This is a genomic window from Prevotella sp. ICM33 (assembly GCF_000517825.1).
GTDB classification, from domain to species: Bacteria; Bacteroidota; Bacteroidia; order Bacteroidales; family Bacteroidaceae; genus Prevotella; species Prevotella melaninogenica.
This window is the reverse complement of the sequence record NZ_JACD01000053.1, coordinates 1-20628: the sequence shown is the minus strand read 5'-3', so window position 1 is coordinate 20628 and position 20628 is coordinate 1. Positions and strand designations below refer to the sequence as shown.

Annotated in this window: 13 protein-coding genes; 5 read left to right on the top strand and 8 right to left on the bottom strand. The window is 42.1% G+C overall.

All coding sequences use genetic code 11. The features are described 5' to 3' along the window. Positions 1 to 69 precede the first annotated feature (69 nt). The 4 genes from polA (at position 70) to HMPREF1505_RS06115 (ending at position 7116) form a co-directional block, all read left to right on the top strand. Complete coding sequence (polA, locus tag HMPREF1505_RS06125) at positions 70 to 2832, top strand: DNA polymerase I (protein WP_036923741.1); 2763 nt, start codon at positions 70 to 72, stop codon at positions 2830 to 2832. Further along, positions 2795 to 3016 carry a hypothetical protein gene (locus HMPREF1505_RS13145; RefSeq protein ID WP_155948919.1) on the top strand — a complete coding sequence of 74 codons (222 nt, stop codon included), beginning with the start codon at positions 2795 to 2797 and terminating at the stop codon, positions 3014 to 3016. The genes polA and HMPREF1505_RS13145 overlap by 38 nt, the downstream gene beginning before the upstream one ends. A 467-nt stretch (positions 3017 to 3483) precedes the next feature. Further along, the gene (locus HMPREF1505_RS06120; protein WP_036923740.1) at positions 3484 to 4995 is read left to right on the top strand and encodes a GH3 auxin-responsive promoter family protein; all 1512 of its coding nucleotides are present in this window, start codon (positions 3484 to 3486) and stop codon (positions 4993 to 4995) included. A gap of 75 nt (positions 4996 to 5070) precedes the next feature. Continuing rightward, entirely contained in the window at positions 5071 to 7116 is a 2046-nt protein-coding gene (locus HMPREF1505_RS06115; RefSeq protein ID WP_036923739.1) for an Ig-like domain-containing protein, read from the top strand. A gap of 282 nt (positions 7117 to 7398) precedes the next feature. Here the strand turns inward: HMPREF1505_RS06115 and HMPREF1505_RS06110 are convergent, their stop codons facing one another. From HMPREF1505_RS06110 to HMPREF1505_RS06080, 8 genes are all read right to left on the bottom strand, one after another. Then, positions 7399 to 7713 (bottom strand): acyltransferase family protein, encoded by a 315-nt coding sequence (locus HMPREF1505_RS06110; RefSeq protein WP_197017503.1) that lies wholly within the window; start codon positions 7711 to 7713, stop codon positions 7399 to 7401. 228 nt (positions 7714 to 7941) lie between these two features. Then, the gene (locus HMPREF1505_RS06105; RefSeq protein WP_036923738.1) at positions 7942 to 9336 is read right to left on the bottom strand and encodes a hypothetical protein; all 1395 of its coding nucleotides are present in this window, start codon (positions 9334 to 9336) and stop codon (positions 7942 to 7944) included. 8 nt (positions 9337 to 9344) lie between these two features. Further along, positions 9345 to 11369, bottom strand: coding sequence for a Por secretion system sorting domain-containing protein (locus HMPREF1505_RS06100; protein ID WP_036923737.1), 2025 nt, complete (start codon positions 11367 to 11369; stop codon positions 9345 to 9347). Then, positions 11366 to 12340 carry a glycosyltransferase gene (locus HMPREF1505_RS06095; RefSeq protein WP_036923736.1) on the bottom strand — a complete coding sequence of 325 codons (975 nt, stop codon included), beginning with the start codon at positions 12338 to 12340 and terminating at the stop codon, positions 11366 to 11368. Before HMPREF1505_RS06095 ends, HMPREF1505_RS06100 begins: the two co-directional genes overlap by 4 nt. 334 nt (positions 12341 to 12674) lie before the next feature. After that, the gene (locus HMPREF1505_RS06090; protein WP_036923735.1) at positions 12675 to 13259 is read right to left on the bottom strand and encodes a non-canonical purine NTP diphosphatase; all 585 of its coding nucleotides are present in this window, start codon (positions 13257 to 13259) and stop codon (positions 12675 to 12677) included. A 167-nt stretch (positions 13260 to 13426) separates the two neighbouring features. Beyond that, complete coding sequence (locus tag HMPREF1505_RS06085) at positions 13427 to 14413, bottom strand: YitT family protein (protein ID WP_036923734.1); 987 nt, start codon at positions 14411 to 14413, stop codon at positions 13427 to 13429. Continuing rightward, positions 14410 to 14541 (bottom strand): hypothetical protein, encoded by a 132-nt coding sequence (locus tag HMPREF1505_RS13625; protein ID WP_255326826.1) that lies wholly within the window; start codon positions 14539 to 14541, stop codon positions 14410 to 14412. The genes HMPREF1505_RS06085 and HMPREF1505_RS13625 overlap by 4 nt, the downstream gene beginning before the upstream one ends. 28 nt (positions 14542 to 14569) lie before the next feature. Continuing rightward, on the bottom strand, positions 14570 to 17476 hold the full coding sequence (locus HMPREF1505_RS06080) for a leucine--tRNA ligase (protein WP_036923733.1): 2907 nt from the start codon (positions 17474 to 17476) through the stop codon (positions 14570 to 14572). 591 nt (positions 17477 to 18067) lie between these two features. On the opposite strand from HMPREF1505_RS06080, the gene HMPREF1505_RS06075 reads away from it, so the two are divergent. Next, the gene (locus HMPREF1505_RS06075; protein ID WP_231480357.1) at positions 18068 to 20245 is read left to right on the top strand and encodes an outer membrane beta-barrel family protein; all 2178 of its coding nucleotides are present in this window, start codon (positions 18068 to 18070) and stop codon (positions 20243 to 20245) included. The last annotated feature ends 383 nt before the right edge of the window (positions 20246 to 20628 follow it).

Here is a 20628-nt window from a genome sequence, read left to right as displayed (position 1 = left end):
TTTACTCATTTTATCGGAGATTATGGAAGAAAATTAGTAATTTTACAGCTAAAAATAGAATAATTAGTTATGGCAAAACTCTTCCTTATTGACGCTTATGCGCTCATCTATCGTTCATACTACGCATTTATCAAAAGTCCACGTATCAACTCTAAGGGCTTGAATACATCTGCTGTTATGGGCTTTTGCAACACCCTGAACGAGGTCCTTACAAAGGAAAAGCCAACACATATTGGTGTAGCTTTCGATCATGGAAAGACTTTCCGCCATGACGCCTTCCACGAATACAAGGCGCAACGTGAGGAAACACCCGAAGATATCAAGCTTTCTGTTCCACTTATCAAGCAAGTGCTTGAGGCAATGCGCATACCTATTCTACAGGTAGATGGCTTCGAAGCAGACGATATTATCGGTACTGTAGCAACCCGCTTTGGAGCCGATGGAATCGATACTTTTATGCTTACACCTGATAAAGACTATGGTCAACTCATTGGTCCTAACGTCTTTATGTATCGTCCTCGCCATGGTGGCGGTTACGAGATATTGGGAGAAAAGGAGGTAGGAGAAAAGTATGGCATCCCTACCCCAGCCCAAGTCATCGACCTATTGGCATTGATGGGCGACTCAGCAGATAACTTTCCAGGTTGTCCTGGTGTTGGAGAGAAAACCGCAGCCAAGTTAATCAATCAGTTTGGAAGCATTGACAATATGCTTCAACATACTGACGAGATTAAGGGTAAACTACGTGAGAAAGTTGAGAATGCCGTAGAGGACATTAAAATGTCAAAGTTCCTCGCAACGATCCGAACAGACGTTCCAATGCAACTTGACTTGGATGAACTCAAGGTTGAGCAACCTGATGAGACAAAATTACGTGCGATATTTGAGGAATTAGAGTTTAAGACACTTATTAACAAGTTTCTTAATAAAGGTGAATCAAAGCCAAAAACAGACAATAATCAGCTTGATTTATTTGCAGAAAACACGACCAACGAGTCAGATGAGCCGAAAAATGCGAAATTTGAGAGCATAAAAACGACCCCACATGAATACAAACTCGTTGAAAATGAGGAAGAATTACGACAGCTTTGTGACTTTTTTATTACAAAAGAGTTTGTAAGTATAGACACAGAAACCACTTCTACGGATGCAATTAGTGCTGAATTGGTTGGTTTGAGCTTCTCGGTTGAAGAAAAGAAGGCTTTTTATGTTGCCGTACCAGCCAACTATGAAGAGGCGTTAAAAATCGTTCAGATATTCAAACCGCTGTATGAAAGCGACAAAATAATGAAAATCGGACAGAACATTAAGTATGACTATGAAGTGTTAACCAGATATGGAGTGACACTACAGGGTAAGATGTTCGACACGATGATAGCCCACTACCTCATCCAACCAGAACTACATCATAATATGGACTACATGGCTGAGACACTACTCGGCTATCAAACCATTCACATTGAAGAACTACTCGGTCCGAAAGGAAAGAAGCAGAAGAATATGCGCGACCTCTCCCCTACTGACATCTATGAGTATGCTGCAGAGGATGCCGACATCACTTTGCGTCTGAAAAACGTACTTGAACCACGTTTAAAGGAGCTTGGAGTGGAAGAACTCTTCTGGAATATAGAGATGCCTTTGGTACGTGTATTAGCTGATATGGAGCTAAATGGCGTATGCTTAGACACTGAAGCACTGCAAGATACGTCAAAGATATTCACTGAACGTATGAAACAATACGAGCAGGAAATATACAAAGAGGCAGGAGAAGAATTCAATATCTCAAGCCCAAAACAAGTCGGTGACATCCTCTTTGGCAAGTTGCAAATTATGGATAAGCCTAAGAAGACAAAGACAGGACAGTATGTTACAAGTGAAGAGGTGCTGCAGAGCCTTGAAAGCAAGAATCCTATCGTACGTAACATCCTCAATTACAGAGGTATGAAGAAGCTTCTTAGCACCTATATCGATGCCCTTCCAAAGCTGATTAATCCACGTACTGGACATATTCACACATCGTTTAATCAGGCACTTACAGCTACTGGACGACTCTCTTCGAGTGATCCAAACTTACAGAATATTCCTGTACGTACGGATGATGGTAAGGAGATACGTAAGTGTTTCATTCCAGAAGATGGCTGTCTATTCTTTTCTGCAGATTATAGTCAGATAGAGTTGCGTATTATGGCACATCTTTCTGAAGACGAGAATATGATGGAGGCTTTCCGTGAGGGTCATGATATCCACCGTGCAACAGCTGCAAAGATATGGCATGTAGATATAGATAAGGTGACTGACGCACAGCGAAAGAAAGCTAAACAAGCCAACTTCGGTATTATATATGGTATTACGACCTATGGACTTGCCCAGCGTATGGACATTCCAAATGGTGAAGCTAAAGAGCTGATAGAAGGCTATTTCCGCACATTCCCAAAGGTACAAGCTTATATGGAACATGCGAAAGAAGTGGCAAGAGCCAAGGGTTATGCTGAAACACTTTTCCATCGTCGCCGCTATCTTGCTGATATCAATAGTCGTAACGCCACTGTGCGCGGTTTTGCTGAGCGTAATGCCATCAATGCTCCAATACAAGGAACAGAGGCAGATATCATCAAGGTGGCAATGGTTCGTATCTGGGAACGCTTTAAGAAAGAAGGTATTCGCTCAAAGATGATTCTCCAAGTGCATGATGAACTTAACTTCTCCGTCTTCCCTGAAGAGCGTGAACAGGTGGAAAGCATTGTTATCGAGGAGATGCAGAACGCTTATCCACTGAATGTCCCATTGATAGCTGATGCCGGATGGGGCAAGAACTGGTTGGAAGCACATTAAAAAAGAAGAGGCCTCCCCCTACCCCTCCGAAGGGAGGGGAGTGCAGATAAAAAGAGGGATGAGGATAGATGGAAAGTTTATTAATCATCATTTTATAGACTATAATTTAATATTAAGAAGAAGTCTCCCCCTGCCCCTCCGAAGGGAGGGGAGTGCAGATAAAAAGAGGGATGAGGATAGATAGAGAATCTATTGATGATTATTTTTATAGACTATAATTTGATAGTAAATAGACTATAATTATACAACAAGTGCGAAAATGAGGGTAAACTTCGACCTTATAAAGCATAAATAAAGAGGCTAATAACGGCAAATAGAAATCGAAGAGATGAACTGCAAAGTTAGTAAAAAGTATGAGTAAATAACTACCCTACCCGACTAAGCTAATTATTTACATGAAGAAAAAGAATTATTTTCATGAAAAGAAATATTTATTTTCACGACAAGAAATATTTATTTTCATGAAAATAATTTAGAAAGAGGGCTAAAAGTAGAAGTCAAAAGAGGGTGAAAGAATCCATCATCTATCATGCAGAGAATACTGAAAAAGAGGCTTTCAAGGGCTTTAAAGCAGTGTTAAAATATAGAAAAAGGCTATCCATTTAGCTTTTTTGGCGTAATTTTGCAATTTAATCAACCAGAGAAATTTGAATGAGTCTTACTAAGATAGTAAACAAATTGTACTTCCAGCCGCGTCGCAGGGAGCTTGAACGCTACGTCACGGATGGAGAGGCTATCCAGCGGGAAGTCATGCAATACCTCGTTGAGCGGGCGAAAGACACCGAATATGGTCGTAAACACCTGTTCTCAACGATTAAGTCATACGAGGACTTTGTACAGAATATTCCAGTCAACACATACGAAGAACTGAAGAGTGACATCGACCGTATGCGCCACGGAGAACGTAATATTCTATGGCCAGGACAGGTTAGATGGTATGCCAAGTCATCAGGTACAACCAACGATAAGAGTAAGTTTATTCCTGTTTCTCACGAGGGATTACAGACAATTCATTATCAAGGTGGTAAGGATGTTATCGCTTACTACCTTAGCAATCATCCAGAAAGTAGACTCTTCAGCGGTAAGGGTCTCATCTTAGGTGGCAGTCATTCTCCAAATTATAATCTGTATAATTCACTTGTTGGTGACCTCAGTGCCATCCTCATAGAGAATATTAATCCACTCGTAAATCTATGTCGCGTACCTAAGAAAAGTACTGCCCTACTGAGCGACTTTGAGGTAAAACGCGACCGAATTGCACACGAAACACTGAACCAAAATATCACTAATATATCAGGCGTTCCATCGTGGATGCTATCTGTATTGGTACGTGTGATAGAGCTGAGTGGCAAGAAACATATAGAGGAGGTATGGCCTAATTTAGAGGTATTCTTCCACGGTGGTATTGCTTTCACGCCTTATCGTGAGCAGTATGAACAGCTCATTACCAAGCAAGACATGAACTACATGGAGACTTACAACGCCTCTGAGGGCTTCTTCGGTATACAAGACGACCCAACAGACAGTAGTATGTCGCTTATGCTCGACTATGGAGTGTTCTACGAGTTCTTACCTATGGACGAGTTTGAGAGCGAACATCCAAATATCGTTCCATTGTCAGGTGTGGAGGTAGGACGCAACTATGCAATGCTTATCAGTACTGCCTGCGGACTCTGGAGATATGAGATTGGAGACACAGTACAGTTCACTTCGACCAATCCTTATAAGTTTGTTATCACTGGTAGAACCAAGTATTTCATCAATGCCTTTGGTGAAGAACTTATCATGGACAATGCTGAGAAGGGACTTGAAGCAGCCTGCAAGGCTACAGGAGCGCAGATATCAGATTATACCGCAGCCCCAATGTATATGGATGCGAAGGCTAAATGCCGTCATCAGTGGCTCATTGAGTTTGCAAAAGCCCCATCTTCACTTGAGGAGTTTGCTAAGGTTCTCGATGATAAACTACAGGAAGTCAACTCTGATTATGAGGCAAAACGCTTCCATAACATTACTCTTCAGCCACTTGAGATTATTGTTGCACGCAAAGACCTCTTCAATGACTGGCTCAAGATAAAGGGTAAACTCGGTGGTCAACACAAGATTCCACGCCTTTCAAACAGCCGTAACAACTTGGAAGAATTGCTGAGTATGAACCAGTAAGGACGGAAGACGGTAAAAGAATAAACCACCTTTAAAGGATAAAAAAGTAAAAGGGTAAAAAAGTAAAACAGCGATATGAAGAAGATAAGACAAAGATATTGCCAAGGAGTAATGGGTGGAAAGGATGGCTTTTCAGCTAAGATCAGCCATTGCCTTTCGGTGTTTTACCAACAACGTGTTTTACCATTCTACCTTTTTACCCTCTTAGTTGTTGTTCTTTCTTCTTGTGCCAAGATGGGACAACCTGACGGTGGATGGTACGATGAGACGCCACCAAGAGTATTAGGTGCCTCCCCTACTGAACGAGCAACCGACGTAAACAGTAAGAAGGTCAATATCTATTTCAACGAGTTCATCAAGTTGGAGAATGCATCAGAGAAGGTTGTTGTCTCTCCCCCACAGATTGAAGCTCCTGAAATTAAGGCTACTGGTAAACGTATCACAGTAAGTTTACAAGACAAGTTGCAGCCTAACACCACCTATACCATCGACTTCTCTGACGCTATCACAGACAACAACGAGGGTAACCCATTAGGAAACTACACCTATAGTTTCTCTACTGGCGACCATATCGATACACTCGAAGTGGCTGGTTATGTGTTAGAAGCTGAGAATTTAGAGCCTGTAAAGGGTATTCTCGTGGGCCTTTACAGCAATCAGAACGATACAGCTTTCCAGAAACAACCAATGCTTCGTGTCTCACGTACCGACAGTCGTGGTCATTTCAGCATACGAGGTGTTGCCAAGGGTGACTATCGTATCTATGCACTACAGGACATGGACGGCAACTATATGTACAATCAGAAGAGCGAGAAGTTAGCTTTCACGCCCGAAGTCATCATGCCATCATGGAAGCCAGACATACGACAAGACACGCTATGGATTGACTCCTTGCACATCAAGGATATCAAACAGGTGCCTTACACTCACTTCCTTCCAGACGATGTGGTGCTGAATTCCTTTACACCTACACAAACAGATCGCTACTTCCTCAAGTCTGAACGCAAGGACCCTAACCACTTTACGCTCTTTTTCAGCTATGGTGACGCCGACCTTCCACAGATAACAGGACTCAATTTCAACGCTAAAGATGCGTTTATAACAGAGCCAAGTCTGAACCAAGATACGATTATCTACTGGCTGCGTGATACTGCCCTCGTCAACCAAGACACACTGCGAATGCAGATGCTTTATAACATGACGGACAGTGCAGGTAAGCTTGTCCCTAAGACAGATACATTAGAGATACTCTCAAAGGTGCCTTACGCGAAGCGTTTAAAGCGTCAGCAGGAGGAATACGACAAATGGGTTAAGAAGCAAGAGAAGGCAAAAGAACGTGGAAAAGCGTTTGAAACGACAATGCCTGTCACACCTTTGGAGGTCAGATATAATGTTCCTTCGCAAATGGATCCTGACCAAAACCCAACATTCGAACTCCCTACCCCAATTGCAAAGACGGATACGTCCAAGATACATCTTTACGAAAAGATAGACTCCTTATGGTATCGAGCGAAGTATAATTTCGGTGCTGAACCTGGAAAACCGCGCTCTTTGAAGTTAGTAAGTGCATGGGACCCAGGACATGAATACAGTGTTGAGGTTGATTCTGCAGCCTTTACAGACATCTATGGTAAGGTTTCTGCAAAGTATAAGCAGGGTGTTCGTATCCCATCAATGGACGAGTATGGTACGCTGATAATGACCTTACAGAACATGGAAGGTAAGAACTGCTTGTTGCAGTTGCTTAATGAAAGCGACAAACCAGTGAAAGAGGCGTACGCAAAGAACAACCAAGCAACCTTCCATTACATCAAGCCGGGCAACTACTATCTACGCCTTATCGTCGATGATAACGACAACGGAAAATGGGATACGGGTGATTATGCAACCCAACGACAGCCCGAAGCCGTTTATTATTACCCGAAGGCTATCGAGTGTAAGGCTAAGCGTGATGTACAGGGAACGTGGAATCCACGTTTACTCCCACTCTACAAGCAGAAGCCTGCAGCTATAACAAAGCAGAAGGCTGATGCCCAACGCAAGATAAAGAGACGCAATGCCGAACGCGCTCGCAGTCTTGATATCTCACTACCTGACGAGCTTCTCAACTCGGGTCAGTAGAACCAAAGGATACGAAAGAACAGGTTTAGTAAAACCTATCCATACGACAAGCATCCTCATCTATCCCCTACCGTCTTAAGATTAGGATTGATGAGGGTGCTTTTATTATATCAATTTCGTAATAGATAACGCTCCGCACCATTGGTGCGAACCATCAGCACCATTGGTGCGGACCGTCAACACGACATGTGCTGAGCATCAAAACATCGGTTGAAAATGGGAAGAAAGAATCTTCTAAAGGCTTATTAAGACTACTTTTCAACCAATACAGCTTACTATCTATTAAGATACTGAAATACCAGAAATCAATGCTAAGATACGTCCCAAACGGCTGTTACGACAACGATAAAACAGCTTATAGACCAAGAAAGACCCATAAACGCCTGATAGAAAAGCAAGGATAATATAAACGACATTATCAAAATGAGTAAAGCGCATGAGTATTTGTAAGCTCAATGCTTGAAAGATTCCATGATAAAGATAGATAGTATAAGAAGTAGGAGAGAGGTGATTAAGGAAACGAAACCCATATTTTGCGTATAAGCGTGCCAAAGCAACAGACATAAGAATACCACCCATTGCAAAGAATAAATCCATGAGAGGGCTTTTATTTACGTGTAGACCGATAATTGATACTACAAACATAAATAGGAATACTAAGAAGGCTGTTTTCCCTTTATCAAGAAAGCGCATCAAAAGAAAAGGGGAACATGGAATTGATAAAGCCAATCAGCTATCATACTCTTGGGCTAAAAAAAGAATCCCCGAGTACTACCAAGAGGGTAATGAACACATGAAGAAAGGAGATTTCAGCTGTTTTTTTCTTCATCTTATCCGTATTACTTGTTCATCTTCAGCATACCATACACCATCGCAGCCAGCTTTCTCTGCCTTTAGAAGTAAAGATTTCAACTGCTTTCTGTTTCTTATCTCTTCGTTAATAATGGTCTTAGGCCATTGATAACCTGTCTGTTGAAGAACGGAATAACCCCAACCAAAAGCCTCGAAAGGAATCACCCAGAAGGAAGAATACTTCGTTTCTCCTTTGTCTAAATGTATCACCATCACCTTGTTTACTGGTCGATCGCATTGCCTAACAATACTCTTTGCCATCTGTTCGCCCATCTTACCTGATAGGAAAGAGGCATAGCCGTGATGGAGTAGGCTAAAGGAGGCTGTCAAAAGATAGAGCAATGCTGAGACTATCAATACCTTCTTGTTCTTGATTTGTTCGCAGAGTAGGGCAATCATCAATGTAACAAAGGGCAGAATTGCATAACAGTGCATCACAGAGAAGACTGTCATAAGATTGACAAAAGCCCCAATAAAGAAGGATAAAAGCAGCACTACAAGTGTTTTCTGTAGCTTAAAAGAACGCAGTAGAAGCCAAAGAAAGGGTAGGGGAAGGAGTCCTGTGATGATAACAACAACAAGATGACGATGCTGTGGATGAATAAGACTGGCGTAATCAATAGGGTAGAAGGTCATTCCCAATAACAAAGCGAGGTTGCGTAGAAGTCCTGTTGCAGTTAACTCCATGTACACATTGTCTTCCATATGAAAGCTATCTGTCAGCAAGATGCGGCTAACAAGATAGAGAACAAACACAAGGCAGGCACAAAGAAGATGTCTGATAACATTGTTGAAACGTTCTTTTCCTATACTCCATACGATGAATGGTGGGCAAACAAACCAAATGTAGCCAGACTCTTTAGCAAAGACCGAAAGCAAAGCGCACAACAACCACAGCATAAACTTTCGATAACCAGACAGACTGATGTAGCTATATAAGGCAAGAAGTCCCCATAGAAGCGAATAGACTTGGTTTAGGGAATCAATATTCAAGACCGTCCCCAAGGTGCCTGACGACAAATAAAAGAAAACGACGGACAGGTTGCATGACAACGTACTAACCCTAAACCATTGCAGAATCTTATAGACTAACCATGTGTTGAGGATATGCCCCAATAAGATAAAAAGATGGTTTAAAAAGGGAAAAAGTCGGTAATTAAGTCCGAGAAGATGCCCAAAGAGTACATCAAAAGGACGCCAATAATTGCCATCAGGAAGTAGACTTTGAAGCGTAAGAGGCTCCGTCTGCGGTATAGTATAGTATGTCCAGTCGTCAAAAGTAGGCTGGAGTTGACAAAGCAACAGCAATACCAATGGAGCTGTCAGTAGTATCCAAAAGATTGGATTACGTCCTACCTCTGCCTTCATAGCCTCTATTAATTAACCACTGCAACCTTACAAACCGTGCCATTATCACCGTTTTCGTCAGCTGTTTGCACCATATAAACACCCGATGCAACACGCTTTCCGTTCTTATCCTTGCCATCCCAGACGAAAGAACCACCATTACTGGTACCTTCTGCGACAAGAACTCCATTCGTGGTTACAATCTTTACATCTACATTCTGCGACAAACCAACAATCGTGATTGGACCTGTATAACCTGGTTTTACTGGGTTAGGATAGGCGTATGTAGTCTCATCATTAGGTGAGTCTACAGCCTTTGTAGCATCACTCATATAGGAACAGAGACCATTATCAGTAGCAAAGAACACCTCTCCAGTGGCATCATTGATTGAAATAGACTGAATATTATTAGACAACAGTTGACTATTTGTAGTCGTAAAATGCTGCAACTGTGTCATATTATCTGCACTAATGAGGTAGACACCAGTACCTTTCGTACCAAACCACTTACGTCCTCCGCCATCAACCGATATTGCAGTAATATCAAGACCAGCGAGAAGATAGTCTGCAAGATTGGTTCCATCGTTACGCGGAACCTTAACTTGTACAAAGCGATAGTTATCCTGTTCGTTCATTTGAGATCGCTGAAGAAGCATCGGACCAGCCGTTGTTCCCACCCAAATATTATGGTCTAAGTCTTCTGCCCAGCAGTGAACAGCTGTAATATCTACGTTAGAACCATCCTCATTTACAAAGCGAGTATAGGCTTTGAGCTTATCATTCTTAGGGTCATAAGAGAATAGTCCTGGCTGAATCCAGTAATCATTGCAAAACCAAAGGAGGTTGCGACTGTCCAAGCGCATCTGTGATAAGCCTGAGAGTCCTACACCATCTTTCATCAGTTCAGGCTTACTGAAGGAGGTCATCTGCCCATCTTTCGACACACGAATTAGGTTTTCTTTCTTCGTTTGGTTATTGAGTACCCATAGATTCCCCTCTCTATCGTAAGCCAATCCGTAGACAAGTACATAATCATTACCCAGTTCTCTGCCTCTGTCTATGGCTCCTTGAAGGATACTATTATCCTTATTATAGAAGGCTACCATCTTACCAGACATAAACTCATAGAGGCCTGTTCGTGCTCCTACATACACATGATTACTATTGCGAGGATCTATTGCTACCGCCTTTGTTCCTATATAAGGATAACCCGTACGAGTCGAGAGATTGTCTTCAAAGAAGTCCCAATCATCACCCTGTAACACCTGTACAATACCCGGATTCTCCCAGTTATTAACGGTCGGATTGTAGATGCCTCCGGTACCATAAAGACGGTTATTAAGGAAGGTAGTCCATACAAAGGTGTTGCGTTTTGGACCGCCAGGATTAAGTGTTTTAGCCTGTGCCAATAGTGCTGCATCAGCTATTCTTGGACGCTCTACATAAGTTCCTACGTTCGTCCAGTTATTTCTATCGAGGAGATTAGCAGACAAGGCAGCACGATATAGTCCGTTACTTTGGCTGGCAGCATAGATATAACCGCCCTCAATATAGCTATAATTGACAGGGAAAGAGAGGTTATAGCTGTCGCTTATCTCTGCTTTAGCAACATTGAGTTTGACAAGTCCAAAACCCGTAGAGACGTAACAATAGATGCCAGACATATCAATACCATTGACGGTTTTGTCTGCCATTGTTGTCTTTAGATAGTAATCCGGCACATTTATAACATTACCTCTATCATCTAACAGGTCGATATTATTATTCGAATAGAGGATAACCAACCGACGAGCTGTCTTATTCCAAGCAATGAAACGGATATCCGTATCGCTCAAACCATTGACTTTATCGTAGGTCTTTATACTCTGATCGTTCTTGTTATAGGCATAAAGGCTATTGGAAGCAAGCACATACAACTTGTTACTTCCTTCTTCAACCCACTGTACATCACTGTAAGCAAGATAATTTTTCCATGTTCCTACACCACCTGCAAGGGCAGTTACAACAAGAGAAAAGAATAGAATAAGCGATAGGAAATATCTTTTTATTGTCATATAGCGTTCTTTGTGTAATGTAAATAATACAACAGTTTATAGATATTAAACCAAAAAACCTTCGGTTTATTGCCTAAGAGGCAATTCTTTATAGGCTCATTAAATAGCTTATAAGCTGTTACGAAAAGTGGAGAGAGGTGTAAATGCTCGATACACTCGGCTTTATCAAGTAGACGAGAGTAGCCTTTCAATTCGTTTCTGAACGTAAAGAGCGTGCGCAAAGCTTCTTCTGTCTTTGCAAGATAGCTTGCGTTATCCTCGAAATCACAGAAGAGTATGGGATTTTCTATATGCTTTATTACCACTTGTTGCTGCTGGAACCGTTTGCCTAAGAGTACATCTTCATAACCATAATGGCTGATGTTCTCATCATAAGGCTTCTCACCTAAGACCGAACGGTGTACAAGTAGATTTGTTGCTAAATGCTGATAAGGCTGACTTTGACGGCTCTCAACGGTATTAATTGCTTCACATTGCCGTTCATAACGGTATCTCAGGTTACCTTTCCATTGGTCAGGATTACCCCCTATGACTATTCCTCCAACTACAACATCTCCCTCTGTCTGCAGATAGTTGCGAATGAAGGAAGGGTTATTCAACGACAAATCGCCATCAATAAAGAGCAGCCTATCACCCTTAGCCTGCGACACAAGGAAGTTGCGAATAGCCGAACGCCCCACGTTCTTCTCCCTGATAATATAGCGAACATGGGGTAGGTTCTCTATCGTTCGGTTCTCTTCTACGAGGCAGTGCCTCGTAGCACGGGACCTAACAGCAGCGGAAGAGCAGGGTAGGAGAGGGCTGGCAGCTATGCTATCGGGGGGTGATAGCACACTATCGGAGCTTGACAAAGAGCCATCATCAGCTACAATAATCTCAAATTCAGTACCACATTCCACGCACTGGTGCTGTAACTCTGTCACCAAAGCTTCACAATGGCAGTTATAAACAGGGAGAAGAATAGACAACATAGCAGATATTAAATGGTTATATTCCTAATGTCAAACAAATAACACATAGGCTACTTAGCTTCGAATCAGGGCTTGTCAAGCTAACAAAAACAGCCTTTTCATTCGTTATTATCAGGCAATAGGCAGAACAAAGGAACTGTCTTCCACAAATTATTTTCATGAAAATAAATTCTTTTTTACGTGAAAAGAAATATTTTTCTTCATGAAAAGAAATATTTATTTTCATGAAAATAATTCGGAAAAGGGTATTTATCGAAGTCTAAAAGGGGGCTTTTATGGTTTTACTTTGTTAGCTCTTTCCCTCTTAAAAAGCCCCTTTAGCCTTTTTACTCTTTTATTCTTTCAGCCTTCCTAAGTATTCCGCCAACTTCTTCACAGCCCTTGCACGATGAGAAATCTGGTTCTTTATCTCCTCACCTAACTCTGCAAAGCTCTTGTCATAACCCTCTGGAATGAAGATAGGGTCATACCCGAAGCCCTCTGTACCATGCTTCTCAGTAGCGATTCTACCCTCTACCTTACCTTCAAACTGGTGTTCTACACCATCAATGATAAGGGAGATAACCGTACGGAAGCAAGCCTTGCGATTGCTTTGACCTTCTAAGTTTGCCAACAGCTTACGCATATTAGCCTCGCTATCGTGGTCGGTTCCCTCTGCATAACGAGCTGAATGTACACCGGGTTCACCACCGAGTGCCTCCACCTCAAGTCCTGTGTCGTCAGCAAAACAGTTCTGACCGTAGTGTTCAACGACGTAAGAAGACTTCTGACGTGCATTCTCCTCCAGTGTTGCCCCAGTCTCAGGGATATCCTCATGACAGCCAATCTCAGCCAAAGAAACGATTTCAAACTCCTTTCCAAGGATGTCCTTTATCTCCTCGAGCTTATGTTTATTATTCGTTGCAAATACTATTTTCATCTCTATAAAACGTTTTTAAAATGCTAAAAAGCCGTGTTTGAAAGCCCTAAGTACTATTCCTACAATAAGAACGCACGGTTCGTATGCCCTTAAAAGCTTATCGCCAGTGGGCACACAAGCCGTGCGTCCCTACTAATTAGCGGCCAGAACACAGCACTACAGCATCTTTATTTCTGTTCATTCGCAGGCTTTTTCATGGCTTCAGCCAACTTCTTTTCCTGCTTTTTCATTTCCTTTTTCGCCTTAATCTTTATCTGATCGAAACCTTCACCATAGACACCAATCACCGAACTCTGGCTTACGAAGGCTGTTGGGTCAACCATCTTGATGATACGGAAGATAGTCTTACTCTCGTTACGCTTTGCCAACAAGCAAATAACCTTCATATCATTACCAGTGTACCAACCATGTCCGTCAAGGATAGTCAGCGCGTGCTCGGTCTCCTCAACAATCGCTTTGGCTATTTCTTCATGTTTCCAAGAGAAGATCATGAACTGTACTGACTCGCGTCTCATATTCATCACGTGGTCTAACATAAAACACTCGATGAACATCGTACAGTAACCAAAGACCATCTTATGCAAGCGTTCCATGACATCACCAAACTGAGGGAAGAACAAACAGCTACCCACAATCAAGATGTCAACGCCCATTAAGACCTGTCCTAACGAGATATCATGATACTTATTGACACAGGCAGCAATGATATCCGTACCACCCGTACTTCCATTATTAAGGAAGACGATAGCCAATCCCGTACCCGTAAGGCTACACCCTATTATCAATGACATAAAAGCCTGTCCCTCACCAAGCATCTTGACAAAGTGCCCTGTGGCATCTTTCGGCATCAAGTCCTGTGCAAAAATCAATAGGAAATAAAGGGCAAAGATAGCATAAATGGTCTTCATCAGGAACTTAAAGCCCAATATCTTCAGAGCAACTATCAACAAAGAGATGTTGATAATCATGTAAGTATTCTGAATCTTAAAACCTGTAGCATAGTAGATTACGGCAGACATACCCGTCACTCCACCCGTTACAATCTCATAAGGCATTAGAAATACAGTGAAGGCAGCAGCGTAAATAATTAAGCCAATGGTCAAGAAAAAGTAATCTTTGGCTTCGGATCGGATGAGTTGTTGATCAATGGTCATAGGCTCATAGAATGGTTAAGACGAAGAGACTGTATCAAAACACGACTGTAGTGGATACTAACATACGGACTTCCTTTCCGTTGGAGATTACCGCTGTCAGAGAAACAAACCTGCAATCCTGTTTCCATACAGCCTCTTCTATGGTTTATTGAATAGTTATTTGTAAACGATATTGATAATCTTCTTCGGTACAACGATAATCTTTACGATTGTCTTACCGTCGATATAGTGCTGGCTTCGTTCGTCTTCTAAAGCCTTCTTCTCAATATCTTCCTTCGTTGCATCAGCAGGGAAAGTCATCTGGAAACGTGCCTTACCATTGAAAGATACTGTCAGTTGCACCTCATTCTCTACGAGATAAGACTCGTCCCATGCTGGCCATTCAGCATCGAAGACACTCTTTGTCTCACCACCCAACTGCTCCCACAGCTCTTCTGCCATGTGAGGTGCGAATGGAGCGATGACGATAACCATCTTCTTCAATAGTTCACGGTTAGCACACTTCTGCTGTCCGAGTTCGTTAACACAAATCATAAACGCAGAAACAGCTGTGTTGTAAGAGAACTGCTCAATATCGCCTGTCACCTTCTTGATAAGCTTATGAACGCTCTTCAATGAATCCTTTGAAGGCTCATCATCGTTGAGTTCCTGCTGATAAAGCTTCCAGAACTTCTTCAAGAAACGGAAACAACCATCGATACCGTTCGTATCCCAAGGCTTACTTGCCTCTACAGGACCTAAGAACATTTCGTAAAGACGGAGTGTGTCTGCGCCATACTGCTCAACAATCACATCTGGATTGACAACGTTGAACATTGACTTAGACATCTTCTCTACCGCCCAACCGCATTTATAGGTGGCGGGTGTTGGGTGTTGGGTGGTGATGAGATCAGATGATGATGTGCCATCTTCGAAAATGAATTCAGCATTGTTATACTCTGGACGCCATGCCTTGAAAGCCTCAACATCGAGTACATCAGCATGAACAATGTTGACATCAACATGAATAGGAGTTGTTTCATACTTGTCTTTCTGCCCCAAGCTGACAAATACTGGTGCCTTTGAGTGGTCGTCAGAGTTGATACGATAAACGAAGTTAGAGCGTCCTTGGATCATTCCTTGGTTCACCAACTTCTCGTATGGTTCCTCTTTACAACTGCAACCACAGTCGAAGAGGAACTTATTCCAGAAACGACTGTAAATCAAGTGACCTGTTGCATGTTCGGTACCACCGACATAAAGGTCTACATTCTGCCAATACTCGTCTGCCTTTTTACCCACCAGTGCTTCGTCATTGTGTGGATCCATATAGCGAAGATAGTATGCTGAGCTACCAGCAAAGCCTGGCATCGTATTCAACTCCAATGGGAATACAGTCTTAGCGTCAACCAATGACTTCTCAACAACCTTACGTTCAGCCTCATTCCAAGCCCAAACCTTAGCACGACCCAATGGTGGTTCGCCGCTTTCTGTTGGTTCGTACTTATCGATTTCAGGCAATTCGAGAGGCAAACACTCCTCTGGTATCATATAAGGCATTCCCTGCTTGTAATAGACAGGGAATGGTTCACCCCAATAACGCTGGCGTGAGAAGATAGCATCACGCAGACGATAGTTCACCTTCACACGACCGATACCCTTCTCAGTAACAAACTGCTTGGTCTTGGCAATAGCCTCCTTCACCGTAAGACCATTGAGAGAGAAACCGTCCATACTCTCTTTACCTTCCGCAGGAGAGTTCGTTACGATTCCTTCCTTTGCATCAAAGCTCTCTTCAGAGACATCAGCACCCTCAATCAATGGGATGATTGGGAGGTTGAAATGCTTTGCAAAGGCATAGTCACGACTGTCGTGAGCAGGCACAGCCATAATCGCTCCTGTTCCATATCCAGCTAAAACATACTCTGAAATCCAAATAGGAATCTGCTCACCAGTGAATGGATTGATACCATATGAGCCTGAGAAGACACCTGTCACCTTACGGTCAGACATGCGCTCTAACTCTGTGCGCTTCTTTACATACGCCAAATACTCCTCTACCTCAGCCTTCTGAGCCTCTGAAGTAAGCTCTGCAACGAGTTCTGACTCTGGTGCCAATACCATGAAGCTAACACCAAACATCGTATCAGCACGCGTGGTAAAGATAGTGAAATGACCCTCCTTTACCTCTCCACCTGCTACTGGAGTCTGGTACTTGAATTCAACCTCTGTACCCTCAGAACGACCAATCCAGTTCTTCTGTGTCTCCTTGATAGAGTCAGACCAGTTGACAGTCTCCAATCCATCAAGCAATCTTTGTGAATAAGCAGACACACGAAGACACCACTGCTTCATCAACTTCTGTACGACAGGATAGCCCCCACGCTCGCTCACTCCATTGACAACCTCGTCATTGGCAAGCACTGTGCCGAGTCCCGGACACCAGTTTACCATTGTCTCACCGAGGTAAGCAATACGATAGTTCATCAACTTCTCCTGCTGTTCCTGCTCGTCCATGCTCGACCAGTCACGTGCTGAGAAAATCAGTTCCTCGCTCTGTGCGACATTAAGGTTCAGTGTTCCTTCTTCTTCAAAGTGGCGAACAAGGTCCTTGATAGGCATTGCCTTCTGCAGTGTATAGTCATAATAAGACTCGAACATACGCTCGAAAGCCCACTGTGTCCAGTGGTAATAACGTGGGTCACAGGTGCGTACCTCACGATCCCAGTCGAAACTGAAACCTATCTTATCCAACTGCTCACGATAACGAGCAATGTTTGTATCGGTTGTCAGCTGTGGATGCTGACCCGTCTGAATGGCATACTGCTCAGCAGGAAGTCCGTAAGCATCATATCCCATAGGGTTCAACACGTTGAAACCCTTCAGTCGCTTATAGCGTGCATAGATGTCACTTGCAATATAACCCAATGGGTGTCCAACATGCAATCCGGCTCCTGATGGATAAGGGAACATATTAAGTACATAGAACTTCTGCTTGTTCTCGTCCTCAACAACTTTGTAGGTCTTATTCTCAACCCACTTCTGTTGCCATTTCTTCTCAATGTCTATGAAGTTGTATTCCATTCTTATTTCTATTATAACTAATGTGCAAATTTACAAAAAGTTTCCGTAAAACACTTCGTTTCGATGGGAATTATAGAACGAAAAAATATAATATTCTTTGTTTACTTAGGGCAGAATAAGCCCTTTATAACAATAAACTGCTTTTCTCTCAACTGCATATTGCATGACTTTCACTCCTCCGCACCACACGTGCGAAGCGTTCGCACCATTGGTGCGGAGCCTTAACACCATTTGTGCTAAGCCTCAACACGTCAGTCGTTAAGGGTAGGAACAGGGGGATTTGTTGTTACATTAAACCATTGATAAGGCTCTATTGACATACCATATATGGAAAAAGTATTATCAAAACCCTATTAATCAATACATTAAAAGAGGATTCATTCTGTTTGACCATCTACTTTCTAACCGAACACTGTGAGCTTTTCTGCATTGTAATCTTCTTGCATATTAATAGAAATAGAGCACTAAAAAGGATTCAATTATGGGACATAAAGACAAGAAAGTAAAAATATTTTTGAAATGAATTGCAACTTATTAAGAAAAAACATATCTTTGCATCATATTGATAACTATGAACTTAACGCTTTGACTATGTGGAATAAATTAATACTATTACTCACTGCTTGCAGCTCTGTAACAGCCCTATCAGCTCAGAACACAACTAAAACAGACTCCACAAAGACACAGAAGTTGGAGGAAGTCGTCGTAGCACAAAGGCGTCAGCTTATCAAGAATGATATTGACAAGCTTACGTATGACGTGCAGCATGACAAGACTGCACAGACGAAGACGACCTTAGAAATACTCAAGAAAATACCCCTTGTCACCGTTGACGGACAAGAAAACATCAGGGTTCAAGGCTCTACAAGTTTTAAGGTGTATAGGAACGGACATCCTGACCCAAGTCTTTCAGGGCAGAACCTTAAGGATATTCTCAAGGCAATACCTGCTTCTACCATCAAAAGGATTGAGGTTATCACTGACCCCGGTGCCAAGTATGATGCTGAAGGGACTACGGCTATCCTCAACATCGTCATGATGAGCAATACTAAACTACAAGGACTTTCAGGCAATGTAAACTCTGATGTCGACACTCACGGCTCTGTAAGGCTTGGTACTTACCTAACAACAAAGGTGGGAAAGCTCACGACAACCGTCAATTATAACTACATGAACCAAAGCAGAAAACAAACAGAAAACTATAGAGAGGAGGTTTACAACTACGTAAAGACGGGCGAACAAAGACATGAATATGGGACTAATAGCACTGCAGCAACAATACATTTCGGTAATATCAGTGCCAGTTACGAGATTGATTCACTCAACTTGCTGACCGCATCGACCAATTTTCTTGGGTATAAAGCCGATGCCAACGCACAATATACAAATGAACGATGGGACAAGAACAGTCAGTTGATTTACAAATTCGACAATAATATGACTACCCCAGGCTATTCTCATCTTAATATTGGAGGACGTTTGGATTATCAACATAAGACTCATTTAGATGGAGAAATCCTGACGCTTTCTTATATGTTGGCAGCTACACGACCACACACCATCTTCCGTCAGATGTATAACAACATGGTTAACTTCCCTGTCAGCTATACAAGTTACGACCAGAACACGCGTAAACGCTTCACAGAACATACTTTCCAGATTGACTATGTACGCCCTTTTGGAAAGCACCATAAGTTAGAAAGCGGAACAAAATATATCCTTCGTTACAACAACAGTACGTCATTAATGGACTATCAAGGGACTACCCCTGACATGGAAAGTAAGTTCAAGCATAACGCACAAGTGGCTGCTGCCTACCTCTCATATATCTTCACCGCTGGCAAATGGGCTGCTCGTGCAGGTTTGAGATATGAGTTTACTCGCATGAAAGCGTCCTATCCCGATGGTAGTAATGCTGATTACCATGCTAATCTCAATGACTGGGTACCATCAGCAAGCCTACAATACAAGATTAGCGATGGTCAAACACTGAAGTTTAGCTATAATACCAGCATCAACAGACCCGGCATCGGCTATCTCAATCCAGCCATCATTAGCACACCAACAGCAGTCTCTTTCGGTAATGCAAACTTAGGAAGCAGTCGCAATCAAAAGCTACAACTTGTGTATATGTTGGTTACTTCAAAATTTACTTTGCAATTAAGTCCCTATTATTCATTTACCAACAATGGTATAGGTCGTATCTTGTATGAACAGAATCGTAAAGATGTTTCTACCTTTCAGAACATTCTGAAAAGTAAAATATTTGGTATTTCATCCTACACAGAATGGACTCCATTAACTGGAACGTCGTTTACACTCAACGCTTCCATGCGTTATGCCCGAATCACCTTGCCCACACCTTCTACCAAGAACAGCGGCTGCGGTGGTGGTATCTACTTTAATTGGGTGCAGGAAATACCTTGGAAATTAACATTGACAACCAGTATTGGAGGTGAATATGGTAATAGGATTTACAATCCGTATGCCATTGAAGGACGTTGGTTCTACTATAATTTCACCTTAACACGTCTCTTTTTTAAAGACAAGCTAACAGTATCTTTATCAGCAAATTCGCCTTTCAGCAAAGATAAAACAACTACATATAATATCGTTCGAGGCGATTATACTGGTTATGAACGCTCCGTTATGTACCCTCGATACTTTAACATCGGATTTTCATGGAGCTTTGGTAAGTTAAAGGCAAGCGTCAAGAAGGCTGTACGAAGCATTAAAAATGATGACTTAGTGGGTGGAGAAAAGAAGTAGAAACAGGTCGGCAGGACTGCATAAATGGCAACTTAACGCACCTATTTTTAGGTTCTTCCGTTAAATGTGTGGATACTTTTCCTATTGCTTTAACGGAAGAATCGAAGTTACTCATTAAACAAAAACCATGGCTAAGACAGTCAACTTTCTGTCCTCTTATCATCCTCTGACATTGAAAATCATTTCTTTTTAGACTTCAAAAATATGCAGATAGAAGTTTGAAAAATCATTACACAATTTCAAAGAAAACATCTATAACTAACGGCAAAAACACATATAAGAAGCAGGTTTGCAATCAACAGAGAATCAATTAGTTACCAAATGGAAAAATAAAAGGTGCTTAATTGGACTTCAAAAGGGCGTTAGTAAGGGTCTTAAAGGGC